Source organism: Pseudomonas sp. DTU12.1 (assembly GCF_009873475.1).
Taxonomy (GTDB): domain Bacteria; phylum Pseudomonadota; class Gammaproteobacteria; order Pseudomonadales; family Pseudomonadaceae; genus Aquipseudomonas; species Aquipseudomonas proteolytica.
On the sequence record NZ_CP045254.1, the window covers coordinates 1513572 to 1539060 of the forward strand.

20 protein-coding genes are annotated in these 25489 nt (G+C 59.7%); 17 read left to right on the forward strand and 3 right to left on the reverse strand.

Annotation, left to right across the window (positions count from 1 at the left end; translation table 11 throughout):
* Positions 1 to 202 precede the first annotated feature (202 nt).
* Positions 203 to 1846 (forward strand): Na+/H+ antiporter, encoded by a 1644-nt coding sequence (locus tag GDV60_RS06655; protein WP_133714105.1) that lies wholly within the window; start codon positions 203 to 205, stop codon positions 1844 to 1846.
* Positions 1847 to 1904: 58 nt separating this feature from the next.
* Here GDV60_RS06655 and dapC read toward each other — a convergent pair whose 3' ends face one another.
* The 3 genes from dapC to map form a co-directional block, all read right to left on the reverse strand.
* A complete protein-coding gene (gene dapC, locus GDV60_RS06660) occupies positions 1905 to 3104 on the reverse strand; it encodes a succinyldiaminopimelate transaminase (protein WP_159906669.1) in 1200 nt (399 codons plus the stop codon).
* A gap of 149 nt (positions 3105 to 3253) precedes the next feature.
* Positions 3254 to 5956: a [protein-PII] uridylyltransferase gene (locus tag GDV60_RS06665; protein WP_029297295.1), complete on the reverse strand. Its 2703-nt coding sequence runs from the start codon at positions 5954 to 5956 to the stop codon at positions 3254 to 3256.
* Between the two features lie 68 nt (positions 5957 to 6024).
* Positions 6025 to 6807, reverse strand: a complete 783-nt coding sequence (map, locus tag GDV60_RS06670; protein WP_029297294.1) for a type I methionyl aminopeptidase — start codon at positions 6805 to 6807, stop codon at positions 6025 to 6027.
* Positions 6808 to 7193: 386 nt separating this feature from the next.
* On the opposite strand from map, the gene rpsB reads away from it, so the two are divergent.
* The 16 genes from rpsB to dnaE all read left to right on the forward strand — a co-directional run bounded on the left by rpsB (position 7194) and on the right by dnaE (position 25418).
* The gene (gene rpsB, locus GDV60_RS06675) at positions 7194 to 7934 is read left to right on the forward strand and encodes a 30S ribosomal protein S2 (RefSeq protein ID WP_029297291.1); all 741 of its coding nucleotides are present in this window, start codon (positions 7194 to 7196) and stop codon (positions 7932 to 7934) included.
* A 193-nt stretch (positions 7935 to 8127) separates the two neighbouring features.
* Positions 8128 to 8991: a translation elongation factor Ts gene (tsf, locus tag GDV60_RS06680; RefSeq protein WP_029297289.1), complete on the forward strand. Its 864-nt coding sequence runs from the start codon at positions 8128 to 8130 to the stop codon at positions 8989 to 8991.
* A gap of 211 nt (positions 8992 to 9202) precedes the next feature.
* Entirely contained in the window at positions 9203 to 9946 is a 744-nt protein-coding gene (gene pyrH, locus GDV60_RS06685) for a UMP kinase (protein WP_003172271.1), read from the forward strand.
* Entirely contained in the window at positions 9943 to 10500 is a 558-nt protein-coding gene (frr, locus tag GDV60_RS06690; RefSeq protein ID WP_070995741.1) for a ribosome recycling factor, read from the forward strand. Before pyrH ends, frr begins: the two co-directional genes overlap by 4 nt.
* A 17-nt stretch (positions 10501 to 10517) precedes the next feature.
* Entirely contained in the window at positions 10518 to 11273 is a 756-nt protein-coding gene (gene uppS, locus GDV60_RS06695) for a polyprenyl diphosphate synthase (protein ID WP_029297283.1), read from the forward strand.
* Entirely contained in the window at positions 11273 to 12079 is an 807-nt protein-coding gene (locus tag GDV60_RS06700) for a phosphatidate cytidylyltransferase (RefSeq protein WP_092234006.1), read from the forward strand. Before uppS ends, GDV60_RS06700 begins: the two co-directional genes overlap by 1 nt.
* Positions 12076 to 13266, forward strand: coding sequence for a 1-deoxy-D-xylulose-5-phosphate reductoisomerase (gene ispC / locus GDV60_RS06705; protein WP_029297278.1), 1191 nt, complete (start codon positions 12076 to 12078; stop codon positions 13264 to 13266). Before GDV60_RS06700 ends, ispC begins: the two co-directional genes overlap by 4 nt.
* 35 nt (positions 13267 to 13301) lie before the next feature.
* Positions 13302 to 14654, forward strand: a complete 1353-nt coding sequence (gene rseP, locus GDV60_RS06710) for a sigma E protease regulator RseP (protein ID WP_029297276.1) — start codon at positions 13302 to 13304, stop codon at positions 14652 to 14654.
* Positions 14655 to 14728: 74 nt separating this feature from the next.
* Positions 14729 to 17116, forward strand: a complete 2388-nt coding sequence (gene bamA / locus GDV60_RS06715; RefSeq protein ID WP_029297274.1) for an outer membrane protein assembly factor BamA — start codon at positions 14729 to 14731, stop codon at positions 17114 to 17116.
* A 45-nt stretch (positions 17117 to 17161) separates the two neighbouring features.
* Positions 17162 to 17665 carry an OmpH family outer membrane protein gene (locus GDV60_RS06720; protein WP_003219314.1) on the forward strand — a complete coding sequence of 168 codons (504 nt, stop codon included), beginning with the start codon at positions 17162 to 17164 and terminating at the stop codon, positions 17663 to 17665.
* A 3-nt stretch (positions 17666 to 17668) separates the two neighbouring features.
* Complete coding sequence (lpxD, locus tag GDV60_RS06725) at positions 17669 to 18724, forward strand: UDP-3-O-(3-hydroxymyristoyl)glucosamine N-acyltransferase (RefSeq protein ID WP_070995742.1); 1056 nt, start codon at positions 17669 to 17671, stop codon at positions 18722 to 18724.
* 110 nt (positions 18725 to 18834) lie between these two features.
* The gene (fabZ, locus tag GDV60_RS06730; protein ID WP_029297270.1) at positions 18835 to 19275 is read left to right on the forward strand and encodes a 3-hydroxyacyl-ACP dehydratase FabZ; all 441 of its coding nucleotides are present in this window, start codon (positions 18835 to 18837) and stop codon (positions 19273 to 19275) included.
* Positions 19272 to 20048 carry an acyl-ACP--UDP-N-acetylglucosamine O-acyltransferase gene (gene lpxA, locus GDV60_RS06735; RefSeq protein ID WP_029297268.1) on the forward strand — a complete coding sequence of 259 codons (777 nt, stop codon included), beginning with the start codon at positions 19272 to 19274 and terminating at the stop codon, positions 20046 to 20048. The genes fabZ and lpxA overlap by 4 nt, the downstream gene beginning before the upstream one ends.
* A gap of 2 nt (positions 20049 to 20050) precedes the next feature.
* Entirely contained in the window at positions 20051 to 21190 is a 1140-nt protein-coding gene (gene lpxB / locus GDV60_RS06740; protein WP_070995743.1) for a lipid-A-disaccharide synthase, read from the forward strand.
* Positions 21187 to 21819, forward strand: a complete 633-nt coding sequence (gene rnhB, locus GDV60_RS06745; protein WP_029297264.1) for a ribonuclease HII — start codon at positions 21187 to 21189, stop codon at positions 21817 to 21819. The genes lpxB and rnhB overlap by 4 nt, the downstream gene beginning before the upstream one ends.
* Before the next feature lie 77 nt (positions 21820 to 21896).
* A complete protein-coding gene (gene dnaE / locus GDV60_RS06750) occupies positions 21897 to 25418 on the forward strand; it encodes a DNA polymerase III subunit alpha (RefSeq protein ID WP_029297262.1) in 3522 nt (1173 codons plus the stop codon).
* Positions 25419 to 25489 lie beyond the last annotated feature (71 nt).

Below are 25489 nucleotides of genomic sequence, written 5' to 3' on the forward strand. Positions count from 1 at the left end.
CCCCCTTTGGGCTGATGGAAACGTAGGATCGCGGATTATGCCATGACCGAAGGGATTCGGTGCCGCTCGTCACTCTTTACGTGATCGGGTGCGACTTATGTGCAAAAGCCAGACGGCAGCATAGGTGGCTAATATGGCACTTCAAAGGCGCGCTGCTGCCTGATATGTGTCGTAGTACGTCGATTGTCCGGGAACCCGCTTTATGCAAACCGCCTACACCGTTCTTATCCTGCTGATGCTGGTCAGCGTTTCGCGTCTGGTCGGGCGTGTCATCCCCTTGCCGTTGCCGTTGGTGCAGATTGCCGCCGGTGCCCTGCTGGCGTGGCCGACCCTGGGGTTGCACGTAGCGCTGGACCCTGAGCTGTTTCTATTTCTGTTCCTGCCGCCGCTGCTGTTCTCCGATGGCTGGCGCATGCCCAAGCGTGAGTTGTGGCGCTTGCGTGGTCCCATCCTGACATTGGCGGTAGGGCTGGTGCTGTTTACCGTGGTGGGCGCCGGTTACTTTATCCATTGGCTGCTGCCAAGCATTCCCTTGCCTGTGGCGTTCGCCCTGGCGGCTGTGTTGTCGCCGACGGATGCGGTGGCGGTGTCGGCGATTTCCCAGAACCGCTTGCCCACACCTTTGATGCATATGCTCCAGGGCGAGGCCTTGATGAACGATGCGTCGGGCCTGGTGACGTTCAAGTTTGCCCTCGCGGCGGCGTTGACCGGGGTGTTTTCCCTGGCCGATGCCAGCCTGACGTTTGTGCTGGTGGCGCTCGGTGGCCTGGCCATCGGCGTGGCGTTGAGCTGGCTGGTGGGGCGCCTGCGGGCCTGGATGATTGCCCGGGGTTGGGATGACCCGGCCACCCATGTGGTGTTTATGTTGCTGCTGCCGTTTGCCGCTTATGTGCTGGCCGAACGCCTGGGCGCGTCGGGGATTCTCTCGGCGGTGGCGGCGGGCATGATGCAAAGCTGGCTGGACCTGCTGCCGCGCCAGACCAGTACGCGGTTGCTCAATCGCAGTGTCTGGTCGCTGCTGGAGTTTGCCTTCAACGGGCTGATCTTCCTGCTGCTGGGCCTGCAATTGCCCGACATCATCAAGGCGGTGACCAGTCACGAAGCTACGCTGTGGCCGACCTTGTTCTATCGCGTCCTGGACGTGATCGCGATCTTCCTGGTGTTGCTGGTGCTGCGGTTTATCTGGGTACAGAGTATCTGGCGCCTGTCCGGCCTGCTGCGGCGCCTGCGTGGTAAAAGCGAGCTGACCCTGGTGCCAACCGCGCGGTCTTGCTGGCTTTTGACCGTCGGTGGGGTGCGCGGGGCGGTGACGCTGGCCGGTGTGATGTCAGTGCCGTTGCTGTTTGCACCGGGCCAGGCGTTTCCTGAGCGCGACTTGCTGATCTTTATCGCCGCCGGGGTGATCCTGCTGTCGTTGGTGGCCGCCTGTATTGCCTTGCCGCTGTTGCTACGGGGGATTGAGAAAAGCCCGGATGACAAGCGTCGCGGTGAGGTGCGCGATGCCTGGAAGAAAACCGCCGAGGCGGCGATTCATGCCCTGGAGGCAGAGGAGGCCGCCGACGTGGCGCCCCTGGACGCGGCGCAGGCCGCATTGGCGACGGAGCTCAAGGCGCGGATCATGTCGGAGTACCGTCACCAACTGGAGGTGTTCAATGACTCGGCCGAAGCCCAGGCGCTGGCGCTGCAGATGGATCAACTGGAGCGCAAGTTGCGGCTCAAGGCCCTGCGCGCGCAGCGCTTGGAGTTGTACAGCCTGAGCCGTCACCACCAGATTGGTGATGATGTGCTGCGCGAAGTGCTGGCGGACCTGGATATGAGTGAGGCTAACCTGGGGACCCAGAAATAGCCGCGTGGGTTAATCCACCCCTACGCAGGCCGCTCCCAGGCGGGAGCGGCCCCGGTCATCAACGACGGCGCTGGATGAAGTTGCGCATCCGTTCAGCGGCTTCAACGCATTCGGACAACGGTGCCACCAGTGCCAGGCGCACCCGCCCGGCACCTGGATTGAAACCGTCCACTTCCCGCGACAGGTACGAGCCCGGCACCACGGTCACGTGTTCTTCCACGAACAAGTCGCGGCAGAACACGGCGTCGTCGCCCTCGACGTTCGGCCACAGGTAAAAACCACCGTCAGGGTTCTGTACGTCTAATACCGGCTTGAGAATCGCCAGGACCGCGGCGAATTTTTCCCGGTACAGATCACGGTTGGCCAATACATGGGCCTCATCCTGCCAGGCGGCAATGCTCGCCAGCTGGGTTTGCACTGGCATGGCACAGCCGTGGTAGGTGCGGTACAGCAGGAAGGCCTTGAGGATCTCGGCATCGCCGGCCACAAAACCGGAACGCAGGCCCGGCAGGTTGGAGCGCTTGGACAGACTATGGAACACCACGCAGCGCTTGAAATCCTCGCGACCCAGTTCGACACAGGCGCTGAGCAGGCCAGGCGGCGGGGTTTGTTCGTCGAAGTACAGTTCGCTGTAGCACTCGTCGGCGGCGATCACGAAGTCGTACTGGTCGGCCAGGGCGATCAGTTTTTTCAGGGTGGCGACGGGGATCAGTGCGCCGGTCGGGTTGCCGGGGGAGCACAGGAACAGGATCTGGCAGCGTTGCCAGATATCTGCCGAGACGGCGTCGAAATCCGGATTGAAGCCGTTCTCATCCAGGCACGGCAGGTAATGCGGCTTGGCTCCGGCGAGGAACGCTGCGCCTTCGTAGATCTGATAGAACGGGTTCGGGCTGACCACCAGGGCATCGTCGCCACGGTTGACCACGGTCTGGGTGAACGCGAACAGCGCTTCGCGGGTGCCATTGACCGGCAGGATATTGCGCGCCGGGTCCAGCCAGCCCTTGGGCACGTTGAAGCGTCGTTCGCACCAGGCGCCAATGGCCTCGCGCAGGGCCGGGATGCCCAGGGTGGTGGGGTACACCGCCATTTGGTCGAGGTTATTGGTCAGGACCTGGGCGACGAAATCCGGGGACTTGTGCTTGGGCTCGCCGATGGACAGGGCGATCGGGCGCTTGTCCGGGTTTGGCGTGACACTGCCCAGCAGGGCGCGCAATTTCTCGAACGGGTAGGGTTGCAGCTGGTTCAGGGCGTTGTTCATTGGGGGCCTCTATCGTTGAACACGGCCCCTGTAGGCGCTGGCTTGCCTGCGATGTAGGCGCCGCGGTGTATCTGTTACACCGCGGCGATGCCATCGCAGGCAAGCCAGCTCCTACAAGGGCGCGCGGCCACAGGGAAATAAAATTCAACTCAAATGGTCAGTCGGAACCCTTCTGCCCCGGGCTCCTGGTTCACGCTCAATTGCGCGACGATAGCGTCCTGCAAGCGGCGGCACAGTTCCGGGTCGGACAGGGGGTGATTGTCGGCGTCGGTAATAAAAAACACGTCTTCGACCCGCTCGCCCAGGGTGGCAATCTTGGCGTTTTGCAGTGACAGGTCGAACTCCAGGAAGATCCCGCCGATCCGTGCCAGTAGGCCTGGCCGATCCGGTGCGCTGAGTTCCAGCACCGTTACCGGGCGCTGGGCGTCGTTGTGGATGGTCACCTGGGGCGCAAAGGCAAAATGCTTGAGCTGGCGCGGCACCCGGCGCTGGATGATGGTCGGGTAGTCGTCAGGGTTGCGCAGGGCTTCGGTCAGGCCTTCGCGGATTTTTTTCACGCGCTCGGGGTTGTCGCCGATGGACTCGCCTTCGGTGTCGAGCACGATATAGGTGTCGAGGGTGAACTGGCTGCTGGAGGTAATGACCCGCGCGTCATGGATGTTCAGGTTGAGCTGATCCATCGCGGCCACGGTCACGGCGAAGAAGTCGTGCTGGTCCGGGGCGTAGATAAAGATCTGCGTGCCGCCTTCGAATTCGCGCTGGGTCGTTTCCTTGATCAGCACCAGCGGGCCACCGTCAGCCGGCTGCTGGAGGATCGCGTCGGTGTGCCAGGCCACGTCGCCTGCGGTGTGGCGCAGGAAATAGTCATCACCCAATTGCGACCAGAGTTGCTCCACATCGTCCGGGTCGTTGCCGCCGCGCACCAGGATATCCAGGGCCGCGCTCTGGGTGCGGCGGATCTGCTCTTCGCGGTCCACCGGGTTTTCCAGGCCGCGGCGCAACGCGCGCTTGGTCTCGGTATAGAGCTGGCGCAACAGGCTGGCGCGCCACGAGTTCCAAAGGGTCGGGTTGGTGGCGTTGATGTCGGAGACGGTCAGCACGTACAGGTAGTCGAGACGGGTTTCATCGCCGACGGCCTGCGCGAAGTCATGGATTACCTGTGGGTCGGACAAATCCTTGCGCTGGGCGGTGGTGGACATGACCAGGTGGTTCTGTACCAGCCAGACAATCAGGCGGCTGTCCCACTGCGGCAACTGGTGGCGCTGGCAGAAGGCTTGCGCATCCACCGCGCCGATTTCCGAATGGTCGCCGTGTCGGCCCTTGCCGATATCGTGGTACAGGCCGGCCAGGTAGATCAGTTCAGGCTTGGGCAGCTTGGCCATCAGCTTACTGGCCAGCGGGAATTTCTCTGACACCTGGGTGTACTGCAGCTTACGCAGGTGCTTGATCAGGTTCAGGGTGTGGGCGTCGACCGTATAAATGTGGAACAGGTCGTGTTGCATCTGCCCGACGATAAAGCCGAACTCCGGCAGATAGCGCCCGAGGATGCCGTAGCGGTTCATGCGCCGCAGGTTGCGGTGGATGCCGATCTTGCACTTGAACAGTTCGATAAACAGGCTGGTATTGCGGATGTCGTTGCGGAATTCGTCGTCGATCAGGTGGCGGTTTTCCCGCAGCAAGCGGATGGTATCGGCGCGCACGCCCTTGATTTCCGGTTGCTGGGCCATCAGCACGAAGATTTCCAGCATGGCAAAGGGGGTGCGCTTGAACACGTTGTCGTGGCGCGCCTCGATATAGCCGTCGTGCAGTTGGAAGCGCGCATTGATCGGTTGCGGTGGCGCTTCGTCTTCGGGGGCCAGGATCACTTCTTCAAAATGCTGGATGATCAGGTCGCTGAGCTGGGCGATGCTCATGACCACCCGGTAGTACTGCTGCATGAAGCTTTCGATGCTGGTCTTCGCGTCTTCGCCTTCAAAGCCCAGCAAGGCGGCGATGGAGCGCTGGTGGTCAAACAGCAGGCGGTCTTCGGAGCGTCCGGCGAGCATGTGCAGGGCGTAGCGCACCTTCCACAAAAACTCCTGGGACGAGGCCAGCAGGGCGTTTTCGCTCTCTACCAAAAAGCCTTCGCCGGCCAGGGCCCGCAGGTTCAGGGTGCCGTACTGGCGCCGGGCCACCCACAAGATGGTCTGGATGTCCCGCAGCCCGCCAGGCGAGCCCTTGACGTTGGGCTCCAGGTTGTACTCGGTGTCGTTGTACTTGTGGTGCCGGGCTTTCTGCTCGGCGCGCTTGGCGAGGAAGAACTCCTTGCTCGGCCACATATGCGCGGTGCTGGTGACTTCCAGCATGCGCTGGCGCAGGCGTTCGGGGCCGCAGATGGTGCGGCTTTCCATCAGGTTGGTGACCACGGTGAGGTCGGCGCGGGCTTCTTCGGCGCATTCATCTACCGAACGCACGCTCTGACCGACTTCCAGGCCGATGTCCCACAACAGCGTCAGAAAACGCTCGATGGAATCACGAAAGATCTCGTGGTCGGCGCTGTCCAGCAGGATCAGCAGGTCGATATCGGAGTAGGGGTGCAGTTCGCCCCGGCCATAGCCGCCGACGGCCACCAGGGCGATATCGGCGTCTTCGCTCCAGTCGAACTGCTCCCAGGCCTTTTGCAGGATGTTATCGACGAACCAGGCGCGATCCTCGATCAGCCTGCGGATCTCCCGGCCGCTGCGAAAACGCCCGTCGAGCACCTCGCGGGCCTGGCGGATGGCCTTCTTGAAGGCGGCAATCGGGCTTGCCTTCAGCGCCAGTTCCGCCTGGAACTGGCCACGGTCGAAGAGTTCGGGATCCACCTGGGGCATCGATCGGCTTTCCTTTCTATCTATGTGTAGGTCGCAACGTTGCTAATCCGGAAAGCCCGCTGCAAACATCAGGCCGAAACGCGGGGGATCGTGTCGTCGGCGCGCAGGGTGAAGATCTCATAGCCGGTGTCGGTGACCAGCAGGGTGTGTTCCCACTGTGCCGAGAGCTTGCGGTCCTTGGTGATGGCGGTCCAGCCGTCGCCCAGTACCTTGGTGTCGGCCTTGCCCTGGTTGATCATCGGCTCGATGGTGAAGGTCATGCCTGCCTTGAGCTCCATACCGGTGCCGGCACGGCCGTAGTGCAGGATCTGTGGCTCTTCGTGGAACACTTTGCCGATGCCGTGGCCGCAGAATTCGCGGACCACCGAGAACCCGTTCTTTTCAGCGTGCTTCTGGATCACTTCGCCGATGTCGCCCAGGCGGCAGCCCGGCTTGACCAGTTCAATGGCCTTGTACATGCATTCCTGGGTGACCTGGGACAGGCGCTCGGCCCAGACCGGGACGTTGCCGACGTGGAACATACGGCTGGTGTCGCCGTGGTAGCCGTCCTTGATCACGGTGACGTCGATGTTCAGGGTGTCACCGTCTTTGAGCGGCTTGTCGCCCGGGATGCCGTGGCAGACCACGTGGTTGATCGAGGTGCAGATCGACTTGGGGAAGCCTTTGTAGTTCAGCGGCGCGGGGATGGCTTTCTGCACGTCGACAATATAGTCATGGCAGATGCGGTCCAGGGCTTCAGTGGTAACGCCGGGCTTGACGTGTTCGGCAATCATTTCCAGCACGTCTGCAGCCAGTTTGCCGGCAACGCGCATGCCTGCGATATCTTCGGCGGTTTTCAGGGTAACGGTCATACAGGCTCTCTCTAGCGCGACGCGCTGAAATCAATACGGTTTACGGGCGTGCGACAAAAAGGTGCAGCGTTCGCACAAGCCCAAAAAACGCGATTCTAACAGACGCAAGGTATAAACCATGAGTGTCTGGCTATCGCTTCTCTCTATAAGGTGCGGGTATTTTCACCCGATTCAATGGCTTGGGTGGCAGTGACGGCAAGCAAATGCGATTGCGGGTTTCGTTTTTGTCGTTGCTGTGGTATAAAATGCGCCGCTTTCCGGGGATACCCCGCAAAGCTTAAATCCACACACGTGTCGACACGATGACCTGGGTGCCGGAGGCCTTGAAGCCGCTGGTTGGTCATTGGGATACGTGGAGGCCAAACCCGACTTATTAAGGAACTATCATGTCCCAAGTCAACATGCGCGATATGCTGAAGGCCGGTGTGCACTTCGGTCACCAGACCCGTTACTGGAACCCGAAAATGGGTAAGTACATTTTCGGCGCGCGTAACAAGATCCACATTATCAACCTTGAAAAAACCCTGCCAATGTTCAACGAAGCTCTGACTTTCGTAGAGCGCCTGGCCCAGGGCAAAAACAAGATTCTGTTCGTCGGCACCAAGCGTTCCGCTGGCAAGATCGTTGCTGAAGAAGCAGCACGTTGCGGTTCGCCGTACGTCGATCACCGCTGGTTGGGCGGCATGCTGACCAACTTCAAAACCATCCGTGCTTCCATCAAGCGTCTGCGTGACCTTGAAGTGCAAGCCGAAGACGGTACTTTCGCCAAGCTGACCAAGAAAGAAGCGCTGATGCGCTCCCGTGACCTGGAAAAGCTCGATCGTTCCCTGGGTGGTATCAAGGACATGGGCGGTCTGCCTGACGCACTGTTCGTTATCGACGTTGATCACGAGCGCATCGCGATCACCGAAGCCAACAAGCTGGGCATCCCGGTTATCGGCGTAGTCGATACCAACAGCAGCCCGGAAGGCGTTGACTACATCATCCCAGGCAACGATGACGCAATCCGCGCTATCCAGCTGTACATGGGTTCGATGGCTGACGCTGTAATCCGTGGCCGCAACAATGTTGGCGGCGGCACCGTAGAGTTCGCTGCTGAAGAAGCACCGGTCGCTGCAGCTGAGTAATTGACGCCCTGGCGTTGACTCAGTAAGCAAAAAGGGGGCTTGGCCCCCTTTTTGCCACCTCGAAAACCATTTGTGAGCGGCACAGCTACAGCATCTGTAACGTGCAGCGGTTAACAAGGGTGGTTCGGGAAGAATTGAACGCCCGTACAAGTCGGGTGGAATGGTTGAAAACCTATCCAAGAGGAATTTGAAAATGGCAGCAATTACTGCAGCGTTGGTTAAAGAACTGCGTGAGCGTACTGGCGAAGGCATGATGGATTGCAAGAAAGCCCTGGAAAAGGCTGACGGCGACATCGAAAAAGCCATTGATGACATGCGTGCTTCGGGCGCGATCAAGGCTGCCAAGAAAGCAGGCAACGTAGCTGCTGAAGGCGCTATCGCTTTGAAAGAAGACGGCAAGTCCGCCGTTCTGCTGGAAGTGAACTCGCAGACCGACTTCCTGGCTCTGCAGGACGACTTCAAGGCATTTGTTGCTGCTAGCGTTGAAAAAGCGTTCGCCGACAAACTGACTGACGTCGCTCCGCTGATCGCCGCTCAAGAAGCCGATCGCCTGGTACTGGTCGGCAAGGTTGGCGAAAACGTCAACATCCGTCGCCTGGTACGTGTTGAAGGTGATGTTGTTGGTGGTTACCTGCACGGTAACAAGATCGGTGTTGCAGTTGTCCTCAAGGGCGGCAACGTTGAGCTGGCCAAAGACATCGCTATGCACGTAGCGGCCAGCAACCCTGAGTTCCTGCTGCCTTCGGAAGTTTCTGCCGAAGCGATCGAGCGTGAAAAAGCTGTGTTCCTGCAGCTGAACGAAGAAAAAATCAAAGGCAAGCCAGAAAACATTGTTGAGAACATGGTCAAAGGCCGTATCAGCAAGTTCCTGGCCGAAGCAAGCCTGGTTGAGCAGGCGTTCGTCAAGAACCCTGAAATCAAGGTTGGCGAACTGGCCAAGAAAGCCGGTGCTGAAATCGTTTCCTTCACCTACTTCAAAGTAGGCGACGGTATCGAGAAGCCGGTCGACAACTTCGCTGAAGAAGTTGCTGCCCAGCTGGCTGCCGCCAAGCAATAAGACAGTTTTCAACTGTCGCCCAAGAGAGGCTGCCCGCTCACGCGCGCAGCCTCTTTTCAAATGGGATGCTCAATTTTATTTGGCTTCCCTTTGGAACTGGCTTACAAAGCCGTGTTCCGATGGCGCTGTGACAGCGTCCAGCTAGAGTGAACGCAAGCCGTAAACGGCTCGCCAAGAATTTTTTAAAAATACGCCGCAGGAGAGATTCGCAATGGCTCAGCAGGGCAGTGGTTATCAGGCTCGCTATAAACGCATTCTACTCAAGCTTAGCGGCGAGGCCCTGATGGGCTCGGAAGAGTTCGGGATCGATCCCAAAGTGCTTGACCGCATGGCATTGGAAGTCGGCCAACTGGTCGGCATCGGTGTCCAGGTCGGCCTGGTGATTGGTGGTGGCAACCTGTTCCGTGGTGCAGCGCTCAGTGCGGCTGGCATGGATCGGGTCACTGGCGACCACATGGGCATGCTGGCCACTGTGATGAACGCCCTGGCCATGCGTGATGCCCTGGAGCGTGCCAATATCTCGGCCATTGTGATGTCGGCCATCTCGATGGTTGGTGTGACCGATCATTACGACCGTCGCAAAGCCATGCGTCACCTGAACGCCAAAGAGGTGGTGATCTTTGCCGCCGGTACCGGCAACCCGTTTTTCACCACCGACTCGGCGGCCTGCCTGCGCGCCATCGAAATCGATGCTGACGTGGTGCTCAAGGCCACCAAGGTTGACGGTGTCTACACTGCCGACCCATTCAAAGACCCGCATGCCGAGAAGTTCGATCATCTGACTTATGATGAAGTACTGGATCGCAAGCTGGGTGTTATGGATCTGACGGCAATCTGCCTGTGCCGCGACCACAAGATGCCGCTGCGCGTATTTAACATGAACAAGCCCGGCGCCCTGCTGAATATCGTACACGGCGGCGCAGAAGGGACTCTGATCGAGGAAGGCCAACAATGATCAACGAAATCAAGAAAGACGCCCAAGCGCGTATGCACAAATCCCTGGAGTCTCTGAGCCATGCATTCGGCCAGATTCGTACCGGCAAGGCCCACCCAAGCATCCTGGGTAGCGTGATGGTGCCTTATTACGGTTCCGACACTCCGCTGAGTGGCGTGGCCAACGTAACCGTGAAAGACTCGCGCACCCTGCAGGTCGTGGCTTTCGAGCGCAATATGCTCGCTGCCGTCGACAAGGCCATCCAGAGCGCCGGCCTGAACCTCAACCCGACCAACCTGGGCGAGCTGCTGCTGATCTCCATGCCTGCGCTGACCGAAGAAACCCGTAAGGGCTTCACCAAGCAGGCGCGTAGCGCCGCGGAAGATGCCCGTGTTGCCGTGCGAAACATTCGCCGTGACGCCTTGGGTGACCTGAAAAAGCTGGTCAAGGACAAGGAAATCAGCGAAGACGAAGAGCGTCGTGCAATCGCTGATATCGATAAGCTGACCAAGGAATCCGAGGCTCTGATCACCAAGGCCACGGAAGAGAAAGAAAAGGACCTGATGGCCGTATAAGGGGTCAGGACGCTTTCATGGAAAAGACCAAGCAGACTGTGCCCTCCGTGGTGCCGCGCCATGTCGCGATCATCATGGATGGGAATAATCGCTGGGCGAAAAAACGCTTTATGCCGGGTGTCGCCGGGCATAAAGCGGGTGTCGATGCGGTACGGGCCGTGATCGAGGTGTGTGCCGAGGCCAAGGTCGAGGTATTGACCTTGTTTGCCTTCTCCAGTGAAAACTGGCAACGGCCGGCCGACGAAGTCAGCGCCTTGATGGACCTGTTCTTCAAGGCCTTGCGTCGCGAGGCCAAGCGTCTCAACGACAACAACATCAGCCTGCGTATTATCGGCGACCGCTCGCGGTTCCACCCGGAGCTGCAGGCGGCCATGCGTGAAGCCGAGGCGATCACCGCCGGTAGCAATCGCTTTGTCCTGCAAATCGCTGCCAATTACGGCGGGCAATGGGACATCGCGCAGGCCGCACAGCGTCTGGCGCGTGAAGTGCAGGCCGGCCATCTGCGACCGGAAGACATCACGCCTGAGTTGTTGCAAACCTGCCTGGTGACGGGTGACCTGCCGTTACCGGATCTATGCATCCGTACCGGGGGTGAACACCGCATCAGCAATTTCCTGTTGTGGCAGTTGGCCTATACCGAGCTGTACTTCTCCGACCTGTTCTGGCCGGACTTCAAACACGATGCCATGCGTAATGCACTGGCCGATTTCGCTTCCCGTCAGCGTCGCTTCGGTAAAACGAGCGAGCAGATCGAAGCTGGAGCCCGGGTTTAATGCTTAAACAACGAATCATCACGGCACTGATCCTGCTGCCGATCGCCCTGTGCGGGTTTTTCCTGCTTGAAGGCGCAGGCTTTGCGCTGTTCATTGGCCTGGTCGTGACCCTGGGCGCCTGGGAATGGGCGCGCCTGGCAGGGTTTGCCGAGCAGTTGCCGCGGGTGGTGTATGCCGCCGTGGTCGCGTTGCTGCTGTTCCTGATGTACATCCTGCCGGATGTTGCACCCTGGGTACTCGGGGCGGCGGTACTGTGGTGGGCGTTGGCAACATTCCTTGTATTGACCTACCCGCGCACCAGTGGCAAGTGGTCCAGTGTCGCCTGCAAGCTGGTGATCGGCCTGCTGATCCTGCTGCCGGCCTGGCAGGGCCTGGTCTATATCAAGCATATGGCCTTGGGCAACTGGTTGATCATGGCGGTGATGGTGCTGGTCTGGGGTGCGGATATCGGTGCGTATTTCTCTGGCCGTGCCTTTGGCAAGCGCAAGCTGGCCCCGGCGGTCAGTCCCGGCAAGAGCTGGGAAGGGGTGTACGGCGGGCTGGCGTTGACGTTGTTGATTACCTTGGTGGTCGGCGTTGTGCGCGAGTGGGAAACCAAGCAAATCCTCGTGGCCCTGATCGGCGCGGCAGTGGTGGTACTGATCTCGGTGGTCGGCGACCTGACCGAAAGCATGTTCAAGCGCCAGGCTGGCATCAAGGACAGCAGTAACCTGCTGCCGGGCCATGGCGGCGTGCTGGACCGCATTGACAGCCTGACGGCGGCGATCCCGGTATTTGCCGTGCTGTTGTGGATGGCTGCTTCGTGAGCCGCCTACAGCAGGTGACGGTGCTGGGCGCAACCGGCTCGGTGGGCTTAAGCACCCTGGACGTGATTGCCCGTCACCCCGAGCGCTACCAGGTATTCGCCCTGACCGGCTTCAGCCGCTTGAGCGAGCTGCTGGCGCTGTGCGTGCGGTACGTGCCGCAGTTCGCAGTGGTACCGGATGCCGTTGCTGCCCGTGGCTTGCAGGACGACCTGCGGGCTGCCGGCCTGGGCACCCAGGTGTTGGTCGGCGAGGAGGGCTTGTGCCAGGTGTCCGCTGCGCCTGAAGTGGATACCGTGGTTGCCGCCATTGTCGGTGCCGCGGGCCTGCGGCCAACCCTGGCGGCGGTCGATGCTGGCAAGAAGATCCTGTTGGCCAATAAAGAGGCGCTGGTGATGTCCGGCGCGCTGTTTATGCAGGCGGTGCGCAAAAGTGGCGCCGTACTGTTGCCGCTGGACAGCGAGCACAATGCGATTTTCCAGTGCATGCCGGGCGACTTTGCCCGCGGCCTGAGCCAGGTGGGTGTAAGGCGCATCCTGCTGACCGCGTCCGGTGGTCCGTTCCGCCAGACACCGTTGGCCGAGCTGGAACACGTTTCTCCCGATCAGGCCTGCGCCCATCCCAACTGGTCGATGGGGCGCAAGATCTCGGTGGATTCGGCGAGCATGATGAATAAGGGCCTTGAGCTGATCGAAGCCTGCTGGCTGTTTGACGCCCGGGCCGAGCAGGTCGAGGTGGTGATTCATCCGCAAAGCGTGATTCACTCCCTGGTCGACTATGTGGATGGTTCGGTGCTGGCCCAGTTGGGCAACCCGGACATGCGTACGCCGATTGCCAATGCCCTGGCATGGCCCGAGCGCATCGACTCGGGTGTGGCACCCCTGGATCTGTTTGCCATTGCACGCCTGGATTTCGAAGCGCCGGATGATCAGCGTTTCCCTTGTCTGCGCCTGGCGCGTGAAGCGGCAGAGGCGGGCAACAGCGCTCCGGCGATGTTGAATGCGGCCAATGAGGTCGCGGTTGCCGCGTTTCTTGATCGGCGCATCCGCTTCCCACAGATCGCGAGTATCATCGAGGAAATTTTAAGTCTCGAGCCGGTGGTTGCCGTGAATGATTTGGGCGCCGTGTTCGAGGCCGATGCCAAGGCCCGGGTCTTGGCCGAGCAATGGTTGAAACGCCACGCAGGTTAGTCGGCAGGCGCGGGATTGGAATGCGGAGAAATTAGATGAGTGCGCTCTACATGATTGTCGGCACCCTGGTTGCTCTGGGTGTGCTGGTCACTTTTCACGAGTTTGGTCATTTTTGGGTGGCGCGTCGTTGTGGCGTCAAAGTCCTGCGTTTTTCCGTGGGTTTCGGCATGCCGCTGCTGCGCTGGCATGATCGGCGTGGCACCGAATTCGTGATTGCCGCGATTCCTCTGGGCGGCTACGTCAAGATGCTCGACGAGCGCGAAGGCGAAGTACCGGCCGATCAGTTGGATCAATCTTTCAATCGCAAGACCGTTCGTCAGCGTATCGCTATCGTGGCTGCCGGCCCGATCGCCAACTTCCTGCTGGCCATGGTGTTCTTCTGGGTCCTGGCAATGCTGGGCAGCCAGCAGGTACGCCCGGTCATCGGTGCGGTGGAGGCGGGCAGTATTGCCGCCAAGGCCGGCTTGAGCGCCGGCCAGGAAATCGTCGCCATTGATGGTGAGCCGACCACGGGTTGGGGCGCGGTCAATCTGCAATTGGTCCGGCGCCTGGGCGAAAGTGGCACGGTGCAGTTGGTGGTGCGCGAACAGGACTCGACAGCTGAGACGCCGCGCGAGCTGGTGTTGGACAAGTGGCTCAAGGGCGCCGACGAGCCTGATCCGATCAAGTCCCTGGGCATTCGTCCGTGGCGCCCGGCACTGCCGCCGGTATTGGCAGAACTCGATCCCAAGGGCCCGGCCCAGGCTGCCGGCCTGAAGACCGGTGACCGCTTGCTGGCCCTTGATGGCCAGGCACTGGGTGACTGGCAGCAAGTGGTCGATCTGGTTCGTGTACGTCCTGATACGAAAATTGTGCTGAAAGTAGAGCGCGACGGTGCTCAAATCGACGTCCCTGTCACCCTCGCGGTGCGCGGGGAGGCCAAAGCAGCTGGCGGGTATCTGGGGGCCGGGGTCAAAGGTGTCGAATGGCCGCCATCGATGGTGAGGGAGGTCAGTTTCGGGCCATTGGCGGCAATTGGCGAGGGTGCGCGACGCACTTGGACCATGAGCGTACTGACCCTCGATTCGCTGAAGAAAATGTTGTTCGGCGAGCTCTCGGTAAAAAACTTGAGTGGACCGATAACCATTGCTAAAGTGGCGGGCGCTTCTGCCCAGTCGGGTGTTGCTGATTTCCTGAATTTCCTGGCTTATCTGAGTATTAGCCTTGGGGTTCTGAATTTGTTGCCCATTCCAGTATTGGATGGGGGGCATCTGTTGTTTTATCTCGTCGAGTGGGTGCGTGGTCGCCCCTTGTCGGATCGGGTGCAGGGTTGGGGGATACAGATCGGTATCAGTTTGGTGGTCGGGGTGATGTTGTTAGCTCTGGTCAACGATCTGGGACGTCTGTAACGCTTCGCTGAATTGCGAATCTGCCGCATTTTGCGGCAGTTTGTTTATTGCCAGTTGGAATAAGAAAGGACTTCATGAAACGTCTGCTGCTAACTGCGGTTCTCACCGTATTGATGATCGCCGAAGTTCACGCCGAGTCCTTCACCATCTCCGATATTCGCGTCAACGGCCTCCAGCGGGTTTCCGCGGGTAGCGTGTTTGGCGCCTTGCCGTTGAACGTTGGGGAACAGGCTGACGACCGTCGCCTGGTGGAATCCACTCGTGCGCTGTTCAAAACCGGCTTCTTTCAAGATATCCAACTGGGTCGTGAAGGCAACGTCCTGGTCATCACTGTCGTCGAGCGACCGTCTGTCGCCAGTATCGAGATCGAAGGCAACAAGGCGATCTCTACTGAAGACTTGATGAAAGGTCTCAAGCAATCCGGCCTGGCCGAAGGCGAGATCTTCCAGCGAGCCACCCTCGAAGGCGTGCGTAACGAACTGCAGCGTCAGTACGTGGCCCAGGGCCGCTACTCCGCCTCCGTGGAAACCGAAGTGGTGCCGCAGCCGCGCAACCGTGTCGGCCTGAAGGTCAACATCAACGAAGGCACCGTGGCGGCGATCCAGCACATCAACGTGGTGGGCAACACCAAGTTCGCTGATGAAGACCTGATCGACCTGTTCGAACTCAAGACCACCAACTGGCTTTCGTTCTTCAAGAACGACGACAAGTACGCCCGTGAAAAGCTTTCCGGCGACCTGGAGCGTCTGCGCTCCTACTACCTGGACCGCGGCTATATCAACATGGATATCGCTTCGACCCAGGTGTCCATCACCCCGGACAAGAAACACGTGTACATCACGGTCAACGTCAACGAAGGCGAGAAGTATCGCGTTCGTGATGTGAAGCTCAGCGGCGACCTGAAAGTGCCTGAAGACCAGGTCAAGTCCCTGCTGCTGGTCCAGAAGGACCAGGTGTTCTCGCGCAAGCTGATGACCACCACTTCCGAATTGATCACCCGTCGCCTGGGTAACGAAGGCTATACCTTCGCCAACGTCAACGGCGTGCCGACCCCACATGATGATGACCACACCGTGGACATCACCTTTGTCGTCGATCCAGGCAAGCGTGCCTACGTCAACCGCATCAACTTCCGTGGCAACACCAAGTCCGAGGACGAAGTGCTGCGTCGCGAAATGCGCCAGATGGAAGGTGGCTGGGCTTCGACCTACCTGATCGACCAGTCCAAGACCCGTCTTGAGCGCCTGGGCTTCTTCAAGGAAGTGAACGTCGAGACCCCGGCCGTACCGGGTGTGGATGACCAGGTCGACGTGAACTACGCCGTCGAAGAGCAGGCATCCGGCTCGATCACCGCCAGTGTCGGCTTTGCACAGAGTGCTGGCCTGATCCTCGGTGGCTCGATCACCCAGAACAACTTCCTGGGTACCGGTAACAAGGTTTCCATTGGCCTGACTCGCAGTGAATACCAGAGCCGCTACAACTTCGGTTATGTGGACCCCTACTGGACTGCTGACGGTGTGAGCCTGGGCTACAACGCCTTCTACCGCACCACCGACTACAAAGACCTCGACGTCGACGTTGCAAGCTATGCGATCGACAGCCTGGGTGCCGGTGTCAACGTGGGCTACCCGATCAGTGAGACCTCGCGTCTGACCTTCGGCCTGACCGCGCAGCAGGATGAGATCAAGACCGGTGTCTACACCGTGGACGAGATCTTCGACTTCACCCGCCGCGAAGGTGACAAGTTCCTCAACTTCAAGGCCTCGGCCGGTTGGTCCGAGTCCACCCTGAACAAAGGCGTGCTGGCCACCCGTGGTCACTCCCAGAGCTTGACCCTGGAAGCCACCACCCCAGGTAGCGACCTGTCGTTCTTCAAACTCGACTACCGTGGTCAGTTGTTCACGCCGTTGAGCGATAACTACACCATGCGCCTGCACACGGAATTGGGCTATGGTGATGGCTACGGCTCGACCGATGGCCTGCCGTTCTACGAGAACTACTACGCCGGTGGCTTCAACTCCGTACGTGGCTTCAAGGACAGCACCCTGGGTCCTCGTGGTACGCCGAGCCGTGGTGTTGCCGAAACCGGTAACGTCGGCACTGTGCGTGACTCGGACAATGACCCGCTGCCGTTCGGTGGTAACGTGTTGATTCAAGGTGGTGCGGAAATTCTCTTCCCGCTGCCGTTCGTCAAGGACCAGCGCTCCCTGCGGACCTCGGTCTTCTGGGATGTGGGTAACGTATTCGACTCCAAGTGCGAGCAGATCCGTAACCCGAGTGGCTTGAAGTCCAACACCCAGTGCAACGACGTCAGCCTGAGCAATCTGGCCAGCTCCGTGGGTGTAGGTGTGACCTGGATTACTGCCCTGGGTCCATTGAGCTTCGCCTTGGCGATGCCAATCAAGAAACCGGATAACGCTGAAACCCAGATTTTCCAATTTTCCCTCGGCCAGACGTTCTAAGCGTCCGACCCAAGATAACGACAACGGATTCTGTAGGAGTGCATCGTGCGTAAGTTGACTCAATTGGTTCTTCTGGCAACCGTGCTGGTCGCAACCCCGGCGTTTGCCGAAATGAAAATCGCCGTCCTGAACTATCAGATGGCCCTGCTGGAATCCGATGCGGCCAAGAAGTACGCCGTGGATGCCGAGAAAAAATTCGGTCCGCAACTGACCAAACTCAAGACCCTGGAAAGCAGTGCCAAGGGCATCCAGGATCGCCTGGTCGCCGGTGGTGACAAAATGCAGCAAGGCGAGCGCGAGCGTCTGGAGCTTGAGTTCAAGCAAAAGGCCCGTGACTATCAGTTCCAGTCCAAGGAACTGAACGAGGCCAAGGCTGTTGCTGACCGTGAAATGCTCAAGCAACTGAAGCCAAAACTCGACAGCGCTGTGGAAGAAGTCATCAAGAAAGGTGCCTTTGACCTGGTCTTCGAGCGTGGCGCCGTGATCGACGTCAAGCCTCAATACGACATCACCCGCCAGGTGATCGAGCGCATGAACCAGCTGAAGTAAGCCATGACCGCGACTATCAAACTCGGCGAGTTGGCCGAGTTCCTGGGGGCCACCTTGCGTGGCTCCAAGGAGAAGGAAATCACTGGGCTAGCCACCTTGCAGGAGGCTGGCCCAGCTCAGTTGAGCTTCCTTGCAAATCCCCAATACCGTAAATACCTGGGCGACAGCCAGGCTGCAGCAGTATTGCTGAAGGCCGCTGACGCCGAGACGTTTGCCGGGGATGCGCTGGTGGTGCCCGACCCTTACGCTGCTTACGCGCGGGTTTCCCACCTGTTCGACCCCAAGCCCAAGGCCGCCCCAGGCATTCATCCGTCTGCGGTGATTGCCGACGACGCACAGGTTGATCCTGCGGCGAGCATTGGTGCATTCGCGGTGATCGAGAGCGGTGCGCGCATTGGTGCAGGCGTGACGGTTGGTGCCCATTGCTTTATCGGTGCCCGCAGCGAAATCGCCGCAGGTGGCTGGCTCGCACCACGCGTGACCCTGTACCACGATGTGCGTATCGGGCAGCGGGTGGTGATTCAGTCGGGTGCCGTGATCGGTGGCGAGGGCTTCGGCTTCGCCAACGAGAAAGGCATCTGGCAGAAGATTGCCCAGGTCGGCGGTGTGCTGATCGGTGATGATGTAGAGATTGGCGTCAACACTGCCGTTGATCGCGGGGCCCTGGCCGATACCGTGATTGGCAATGGTGTGAAGCTCGACAATCAGATCCAGATCGCCCACAACGTGCAGATTGGCGATCACACGGCCATGGCGGCGTGCGTTGGCATCTCCGGCAGCACCAAGATCGGCAAGCATTGCATGCTGGCCGGCGGTGTCGGTTTGGTGGGCCATATTGAAGTCTGCGACAACGTATTCATTACCGGCATGACCATGGTGACCCATTCGATTACCGAGCCTGGGGCCTATTCTTCCGGTACGGCGATGCAACCCGCGGCTGAGTGGCGCAAGAGCGCGGCCCGTTTAAGGCAGCTCGACGACATGGCGCGGCGCCTGAAACATCTGGAAAAGCGTGTTGGGGACGTGACCCCTGGCAGTAATGTTTCATCAGATGGCTGATACCATTTCCATATCAAGTGTGCACAGCAGCTAGACTGCCTTCTTGATTTGCTAGAGGGGCGTGCCTTAGTCCGCGCGCCCCCAATCTTTATTACAGGCTTCCCCCCGAAATGATGGACATCAACGAGATTCGCGAATACCTGCCTCACCGTTACCCGTTCCTGCTGGTGGACCGTGTAGTGGAGCTGAATGTTGAGGAAAAGCGCATTCGTGCCTACAAGAATGTCAGCATCAATGAACCATTTTTCAATGGTCACTTCCCCGCGCATCCAATCATGCCGGGCGTATTGATCATCGAGGCGATGGCGCAGGCCGCTGGCATCCTGGGTTTTAAAATGCTCGACCTGAAGCCTGCCGATGGCACGCTTTACTATTTCGTGGGCTCCGACAAGCTGCGTTTCCGCAACCCGGTCACCCCAGGCGACCAGTTGATCCTGGAAGCCAAGTTCGTGAGCTGCAAGCGCCAGATCTGGAAATTCGAATGCCAGGCCTCCGTTGACGGCAAGCCTGTGTGCTCCGCCGAAATCATCTGTGCGGAACGCAAACTATGAGTTTGATTGACCCTCGCGCAATCATCGATCCGACGGCCGTGCTGGCCGCCGACGTTGAGGTCGGCCCTTGGTCGATCATCGGCGCAGGTGTGGAAATCGGCGAGGGGACAGTCATCGGGCCACACGTGATCCTCAAGGGTCCGACCCGCATTGGCAAACACAACCGCATCTACCAGTTTTCCTCGGTAGGCGAAGACACGCCGGACATGAAGTACAAGGGTGAAGAAACCCGCCTGGTAATCGGTGATCACAACATCATTCGTGAAGGCGTGACCATTCATCGTGGCACTGTGCAGGACCGGGCAGAAACCACCCTGGGCGATCACAACCTGGTGATGGCCTACGCGCACATCGGCCACGACAGCGTGATTGGCAACCACTGCATCCTGGTCAATAACACCGCGCTGGCCGGCCATGTACATGTTGACGACTGGGCGATCCTGTCCGGTTTCACCCTGGTGCATCAGTACTGCCATATCGGCGCTCACAGCTTTTCCGGCATGGGTACTGCTATTGGCAAGGATGTCCCGGCGTTCGTCACGGTATTTGGCAACCCAGCCGAAGCCCGCAGCATGAACTTCGAAGGCATGCGCCGACGTGGTTTCAGCGAAGAAGCGATCCACGCCCTGCGTCGCGCCTACAAGGTGGTCTATCGCCAGGGGCTGACGGTTGACCAGGCCCTGGGCGAGTTGGCCGAGCCGGCGGCGCTGTTTCCCGAAGTTGCCATATTCCGTGATTCGATCCAGGCATCGACTCGCGGCATCACCCGCTGATCATGGCCACGCTGCGTATTGCATTGGTGGCCGGAGAAGCTTCCGGCGATATCCTGGGCGCGGGCCTGATGCGCGCTATCAAGGCGCAGCATCCGGCGGTGGAATTCATCGGGGTCGGTGGCCCATTGATGCAGGCTGAAGGCCTGACTTCCTACTTTCCCATGGAGCGGTTGTCGGTCATGGGGCTGGTGGAAGTATTGGGGCGCCTGCGCGAGCTACTGGCTCGGCGCAAACTGCTGATCCAGACCCTGATTGCAGAAAAACCGGACGTCTTTATCGGTATCGACGCCCCGGACTTCACCCTCAATATCGAACTCAAACTGCGTCAGGCCGGAATCAAGACCGTCCATTACGTCAGCCCCTCCGTGTGGGCATGGCGGCAGAAGCGTGTCTTGAAAATCCGCGAAGGCTGCGACCTGATGCTGACCCTGTTGCCTTTCGAGGCGCGATTCTACGAAGAGCAGGGCGTGCCGGTAAGGTTTGTCGGCCATACCCTGGCCGATACCATCCCGCTGCAGGCTGACCGTGCCGCCGCCCGCGCCGAATTGGGGCTGCCCGACGGGCCGTTGGTGGCGTTGATGCCTGGCAGTCGTGGCGGTGAAGTCGGGCGCCTGGGCGCATTGTTTTTCGATGCGGCCGAGCGCCTGCTGGCCTTGAAACCGGGTGTGCGGTTTGTGCTGCCGTGCGCCAGCCCGCAGCGGCGCGCACAGATCGAAGCCTTGCTGGTGGGGCGCGACCTGCCGTTGACGCTGCTCGACGGCGGTTCGCACCTGGCCCTGGCCGCGTGTGATGCGGTGTTGATCGCTTCCGGTACGGCCACGCTGGAAGCGTTGCTCTACAAGCGCCCAATGGTCGTTGCCTATCGATTGGCACCGCTGACCTACTGGATTCTCAAGCGCATGGTCAAAAGTCCCTACATCTCCTTGCCCAACTTGCTTGCCCAGCGTTTGTTGGTACCGGAGTTGCTGCAGGACGCTGCGACGCCCGAAGCATTGGCCCAGACCATTGCGCCGTTGATCGACGGCGGCGAAGAGCAGACCCGTGGGTTTGACGAAATTCACCGTACCTTGCGCCGTGATGCGTCGAACCAGGCAGCAGATGCTGTATTGACGTTGATCGGCCGCCAGCAGGAAACCCTATGAAGACGCAAATGGGCCTGGATTTCAGCCTGGTCGCTCAAACACACGAATTGGTCGCCGGTGTCGATGAAGTAGGGCGCGGCCCGCTGTGTGGCGCGGTGGTGACTGCGGCGGTGATTCTTGACCCGAGTCGCCCGATTCTCGGCCTCAACGATTCGAAGAAGCTCACCGAAGCCCGTCGTGAAAAGCTTTTTGACGAAATTTGCGAAAAGGCCCTTAGTTGGCATATCGCTAGGGCTGAGGTCGAGGAAATCGACGAGCTGAATATTCTCCATGCCACGATGCTGGCCATGCAACGCGCCGTCGAGGGCCTGCACATCACCCCGAAGCTGGCGATGATCGACGGTAATCGCTGCCCGAAGTTGGCGATGCCCGCCGAAGCAGTGGTCAAGGGTGATAGCAAGGTTCCGGCGATTGCCGCTGCATCGATCCTGGCCAAGGTCAGTCGCGACCGTGAAATGGCGGCGTTCGAGTTGATCTATCCGGGCTATGGCATTGGTGGCCACAAAGGCTACCCGACGCCCGTTCATCTGGAAGCCCTGGCGCGATTGGGCCCGACACCGATCCACCGCCGCTCGTTTGCCCCGGTCCGCCAGGCTTACGAGGTGCGCGAAAGCCTGGTCGAGATTTAGGCGCAGGCTGATGTTTTACTCAAGGCCCGGTACAATCCGGGCCTTGTTGTTTTCACACGTATCTAGACAGGATCACTATGCCGGCTTCATTCGTTCACCTGCGCCTGCACACTGAATACTCCCTGGTCGACGGCCTGGTACGGATCAAACCGCTGGTCAAAACCCTGGTGGGCATGAATATGCCTGCCGTTGCGGTCACTGACCAGAACAACATGTGTTCCCTGGTCAAGTTCTACAAGAATGCCATGGGCGCCGGGATCAAGCCGATCTGCGGCGCCGACTTGTGGCTGTCCAACAAAGATCCGGACAACGCCCTGAGCCGTATCAGCCTGTTGGCGATGAATGGCGTGGGCTATCGCAACCTGACTGAACTGATTTCCCGTGGTTTCATCGACGGCCAGCGCAATGGCTCGATCATCATCGAGCGCGAATGGGTCGCCGAGGCCAGCGAAGGCCTGATCATGCTATCGGCGGCTAAAGAGGGCGAGATCGGGATCGCCCTGCTCGGCGGTAATCCGCACGAGGCACAAGTGCTGGCGAGCGAATGGATGCAGGTCTTCCCTGGTCGCTTCTATCTGGAAGTGCAGCGTACCAACCGCCCCAACGACGAAGAGCACTTGCATGCCGCCGTGGCCCTGGCCGAAAAGCTGGGTGCACCGCTGGTGGCTACCAACGATGTGCGCTTTATCAAGAAGGAAGACTTCGAGGCCCACGAAACCCGCGTGTGCATCGGTGAAGGGCGGGCGCTGGACGATCCGCGTCGCTCGAAAAACTACAGCGAAGAGCAATACCTCAAGAGTGCCGAGGAAATGGCCGAGCTGTTCAGTGACCTGCCCGAGGCGCTGGAAAACTCCGTCGAAATTGCCAAGCGCTGCAACATTGAAGTGAAGCTGGGCAAGCACTTCCTGCCCAACTTCCCGATTCCCGATGGCATGACCATCGATGAGTATTTCCGCAAGGTGTCCTTTGATGGTCTGGAGGAGCGTCTATCCGTTCTGCTGCCCAAAGACACGACTGAGGATTACGAAGCCAAGCGCCAGGTGTATGTCGACCGGCTGAATTTCGAGCTGGATATCATCATCCAGATGGGGTTCCCGGGTTACTTCCTGATCGTAATGGACTTTATCCAGTGGGCCAAAAGCAACGGCGTGCCGGTGGGGCCTGGCCGGGGGTCGGGTGCCGGGTCGCTGGTGGCCTATGTGCAGAAGATCACCGACCTCGATCCGTTGGAATATGACCTGCTGTTCGAACGGTTCCTGAACCCGGAACGGGTATCGATGCCCGACTTCGACGTCGACTTCTGCATGGATGGTCGCGACCGGGTTATCGAATATGTGGCCGAAAAATACGGTCGCAACGCGGTAAGCCAGATCATTACCTTCGGTTCCATGGCCGCCAAGGCGGTAATCCGCGACGTGGCGCGGGTGCAGGGCAAGTCCTACGGCCTGGCGGATCGTCTGTCGAAGATGATTCCTTTCGAAGTCGGCATGACCCTGGAAAAGGCCTACGAACAGGAAGAAATCCTGCGTGACTTCATCAAGGTCGATGAAGAAGCCGCCGAAATCTGGGACATGGCCCGCAAGCTTGAAGGCGTGGTGCGTAACGTCGGCAAGCACGCCGGTGGTGTGGTAATCGCGCCGACCAAACTCACAGACTTTTCGCCGATCTATTGCGACGAAGAAGGCGGTGGCCTGGTAACCCAGTTCGACAAGGATGACGTGGAGGCCGCCGGCCTGGTGAAGTTCGACTTCCTCGGCCTGCGAACCCTGACGATCATCGACTGGGCGCTCAAGACCATCAACCGCGAGCGGGCCAAGGTCGATGAGGCACCGCTGGATATCGCCTTTATCCCGCTGGACGACAAGCCGACCTACGCCCTGCTGCAAAAGGCCGAGACCACCGCGGTGTTCCAGCTTGAGTCCCGCGGCATGAAGGAGCTGATCAAAAAGCTCAAGCCCGACTGCCTGGAAGACTTGATCGCACTGGTGGCCCTGTTCCGTCCGGGCCCGCTGCAATCGGGCATGGTTGACGACTTTATCAACCGTAAGCACGGGCGCGCCGAACTAGCCTACCCGCACTCCGATTACCAGTACGAGGGCCTCAAGCCAGTACTGGCACCGACCTACGGCATCATCCTGTATCAGGAACAGGTGATGCAGATCGCCCAGGTCATGGCCGGCTACACCCTCGGTGGTGCAGACATGCTGCGTCGCGCCATGGGTAAGAAAAAGCCCGAGGAAATGGCCAAGCAGCGCGGCGGTTTCATTGAAGGTTGCGCCACCAACAATATCGACGCTGACCTTGCCGGTAACATCTTTGACCTGGTGGAAAAATTCGCCGGTTATGGCTTCAACAAATCCCACTCCGCCGCCTACGGCCTGGTGTCATACCAGACTGCCTGGCTGAAAGCCCACTACCCGGCGCCGTTCATGGCGGCGGTGCTTTCAGCGGATATGCACAACACCGACAAGGTCGTGACCCTGATCGAAGAAGTGCGGACCATGAAGCTGCGTCTCGACGCGCCGGACGTGAACGCCTCGGAGTTCAAGTTCACCGTGAACGACGAAGGCCGCATCATCTACGGCCTGGGCGCGATCAAAGGCGTGGGCGAGGGCCCGGTCGAGGCGATCACCGAGGCGCGCCAGGACGGTCCTTTCAAGGATCTGTTCGACTTCTGCGCTCGGGTCGACCTCAAGCGCATCAACAAACGTACCCTCGATGGCCTGATCCGCAGCGGTGCACTTGACCGCCTCGGGCCGTATTTCCATGACGAGCCGAAGGCCTACCAGGCCAATATCGACCGTAATCGCGCGGTACTGCTGACCGCCATGGAAGAAGCGATCAAGGCTGCCGAACAAACTGCCCGGACCCACGACAGTGGGCATGCCGACCTGTTTGGCGGGCTGTTCGTCGAAGAAGACGCCGATGTGTATGCCAACCACCGCAAGGCCAAGGAGCTGACCCTCAAGGAGCGGCTCAAGGGTGAAAAAGACACCCTGGGCCTGTACCTCACCGGTCACCCGATTGATGAATATGAAGGCGAGATCCGCCGATTTGCCCGCCAGCGCATCATCGACCTGAAGCCGGCGCGCGATACCCAGACTGTCGCCGGGATGATCATTGCCTTGCGAGTGATGAAGAACAAAAAGGGCGACAAGATGGGGTTCATCACCCTCGACGATCGCTCCGGGCGTATCGAAGCGTCGCTGTTTGCCGACGCCTTCCACTCCGCGCAGTCGCTGTTGCAGACCGACGCGATGGTGGTGGTGGAAGGGGAGGTCAGCAACGATGACTTCTCCGGCGGCCTGCGCCTGCGGATCAAGCGGGTGATGAGCATGGAAGATGCCCGTACCAACCTGGCCGAAAGCCTGCGCCTGAAGGTCAAGACCGAGGCGCTCAAGGGCGATCAGCTACGCTGGCTGGGGGATCTGCTCAAGCGTCACCGTGGCGCGTGCCCGGTGACCATGGAGTACACCGGCAACGACGCCAAGGCGATGTTGCAGTTCGGCGAGACGTGGCGAATTGACCCGGCTGATGGCTTGATTCAAGCATTGCGTGACCAGTTCGGGCGTGACAACGTCTTCCTCCAATACCGTTGACGGTCAGGGCTGCCCTTGTACCCCTGACCTCGACTCAACATTTAATCTCGACCTTGACGCGCCTCTCCCTT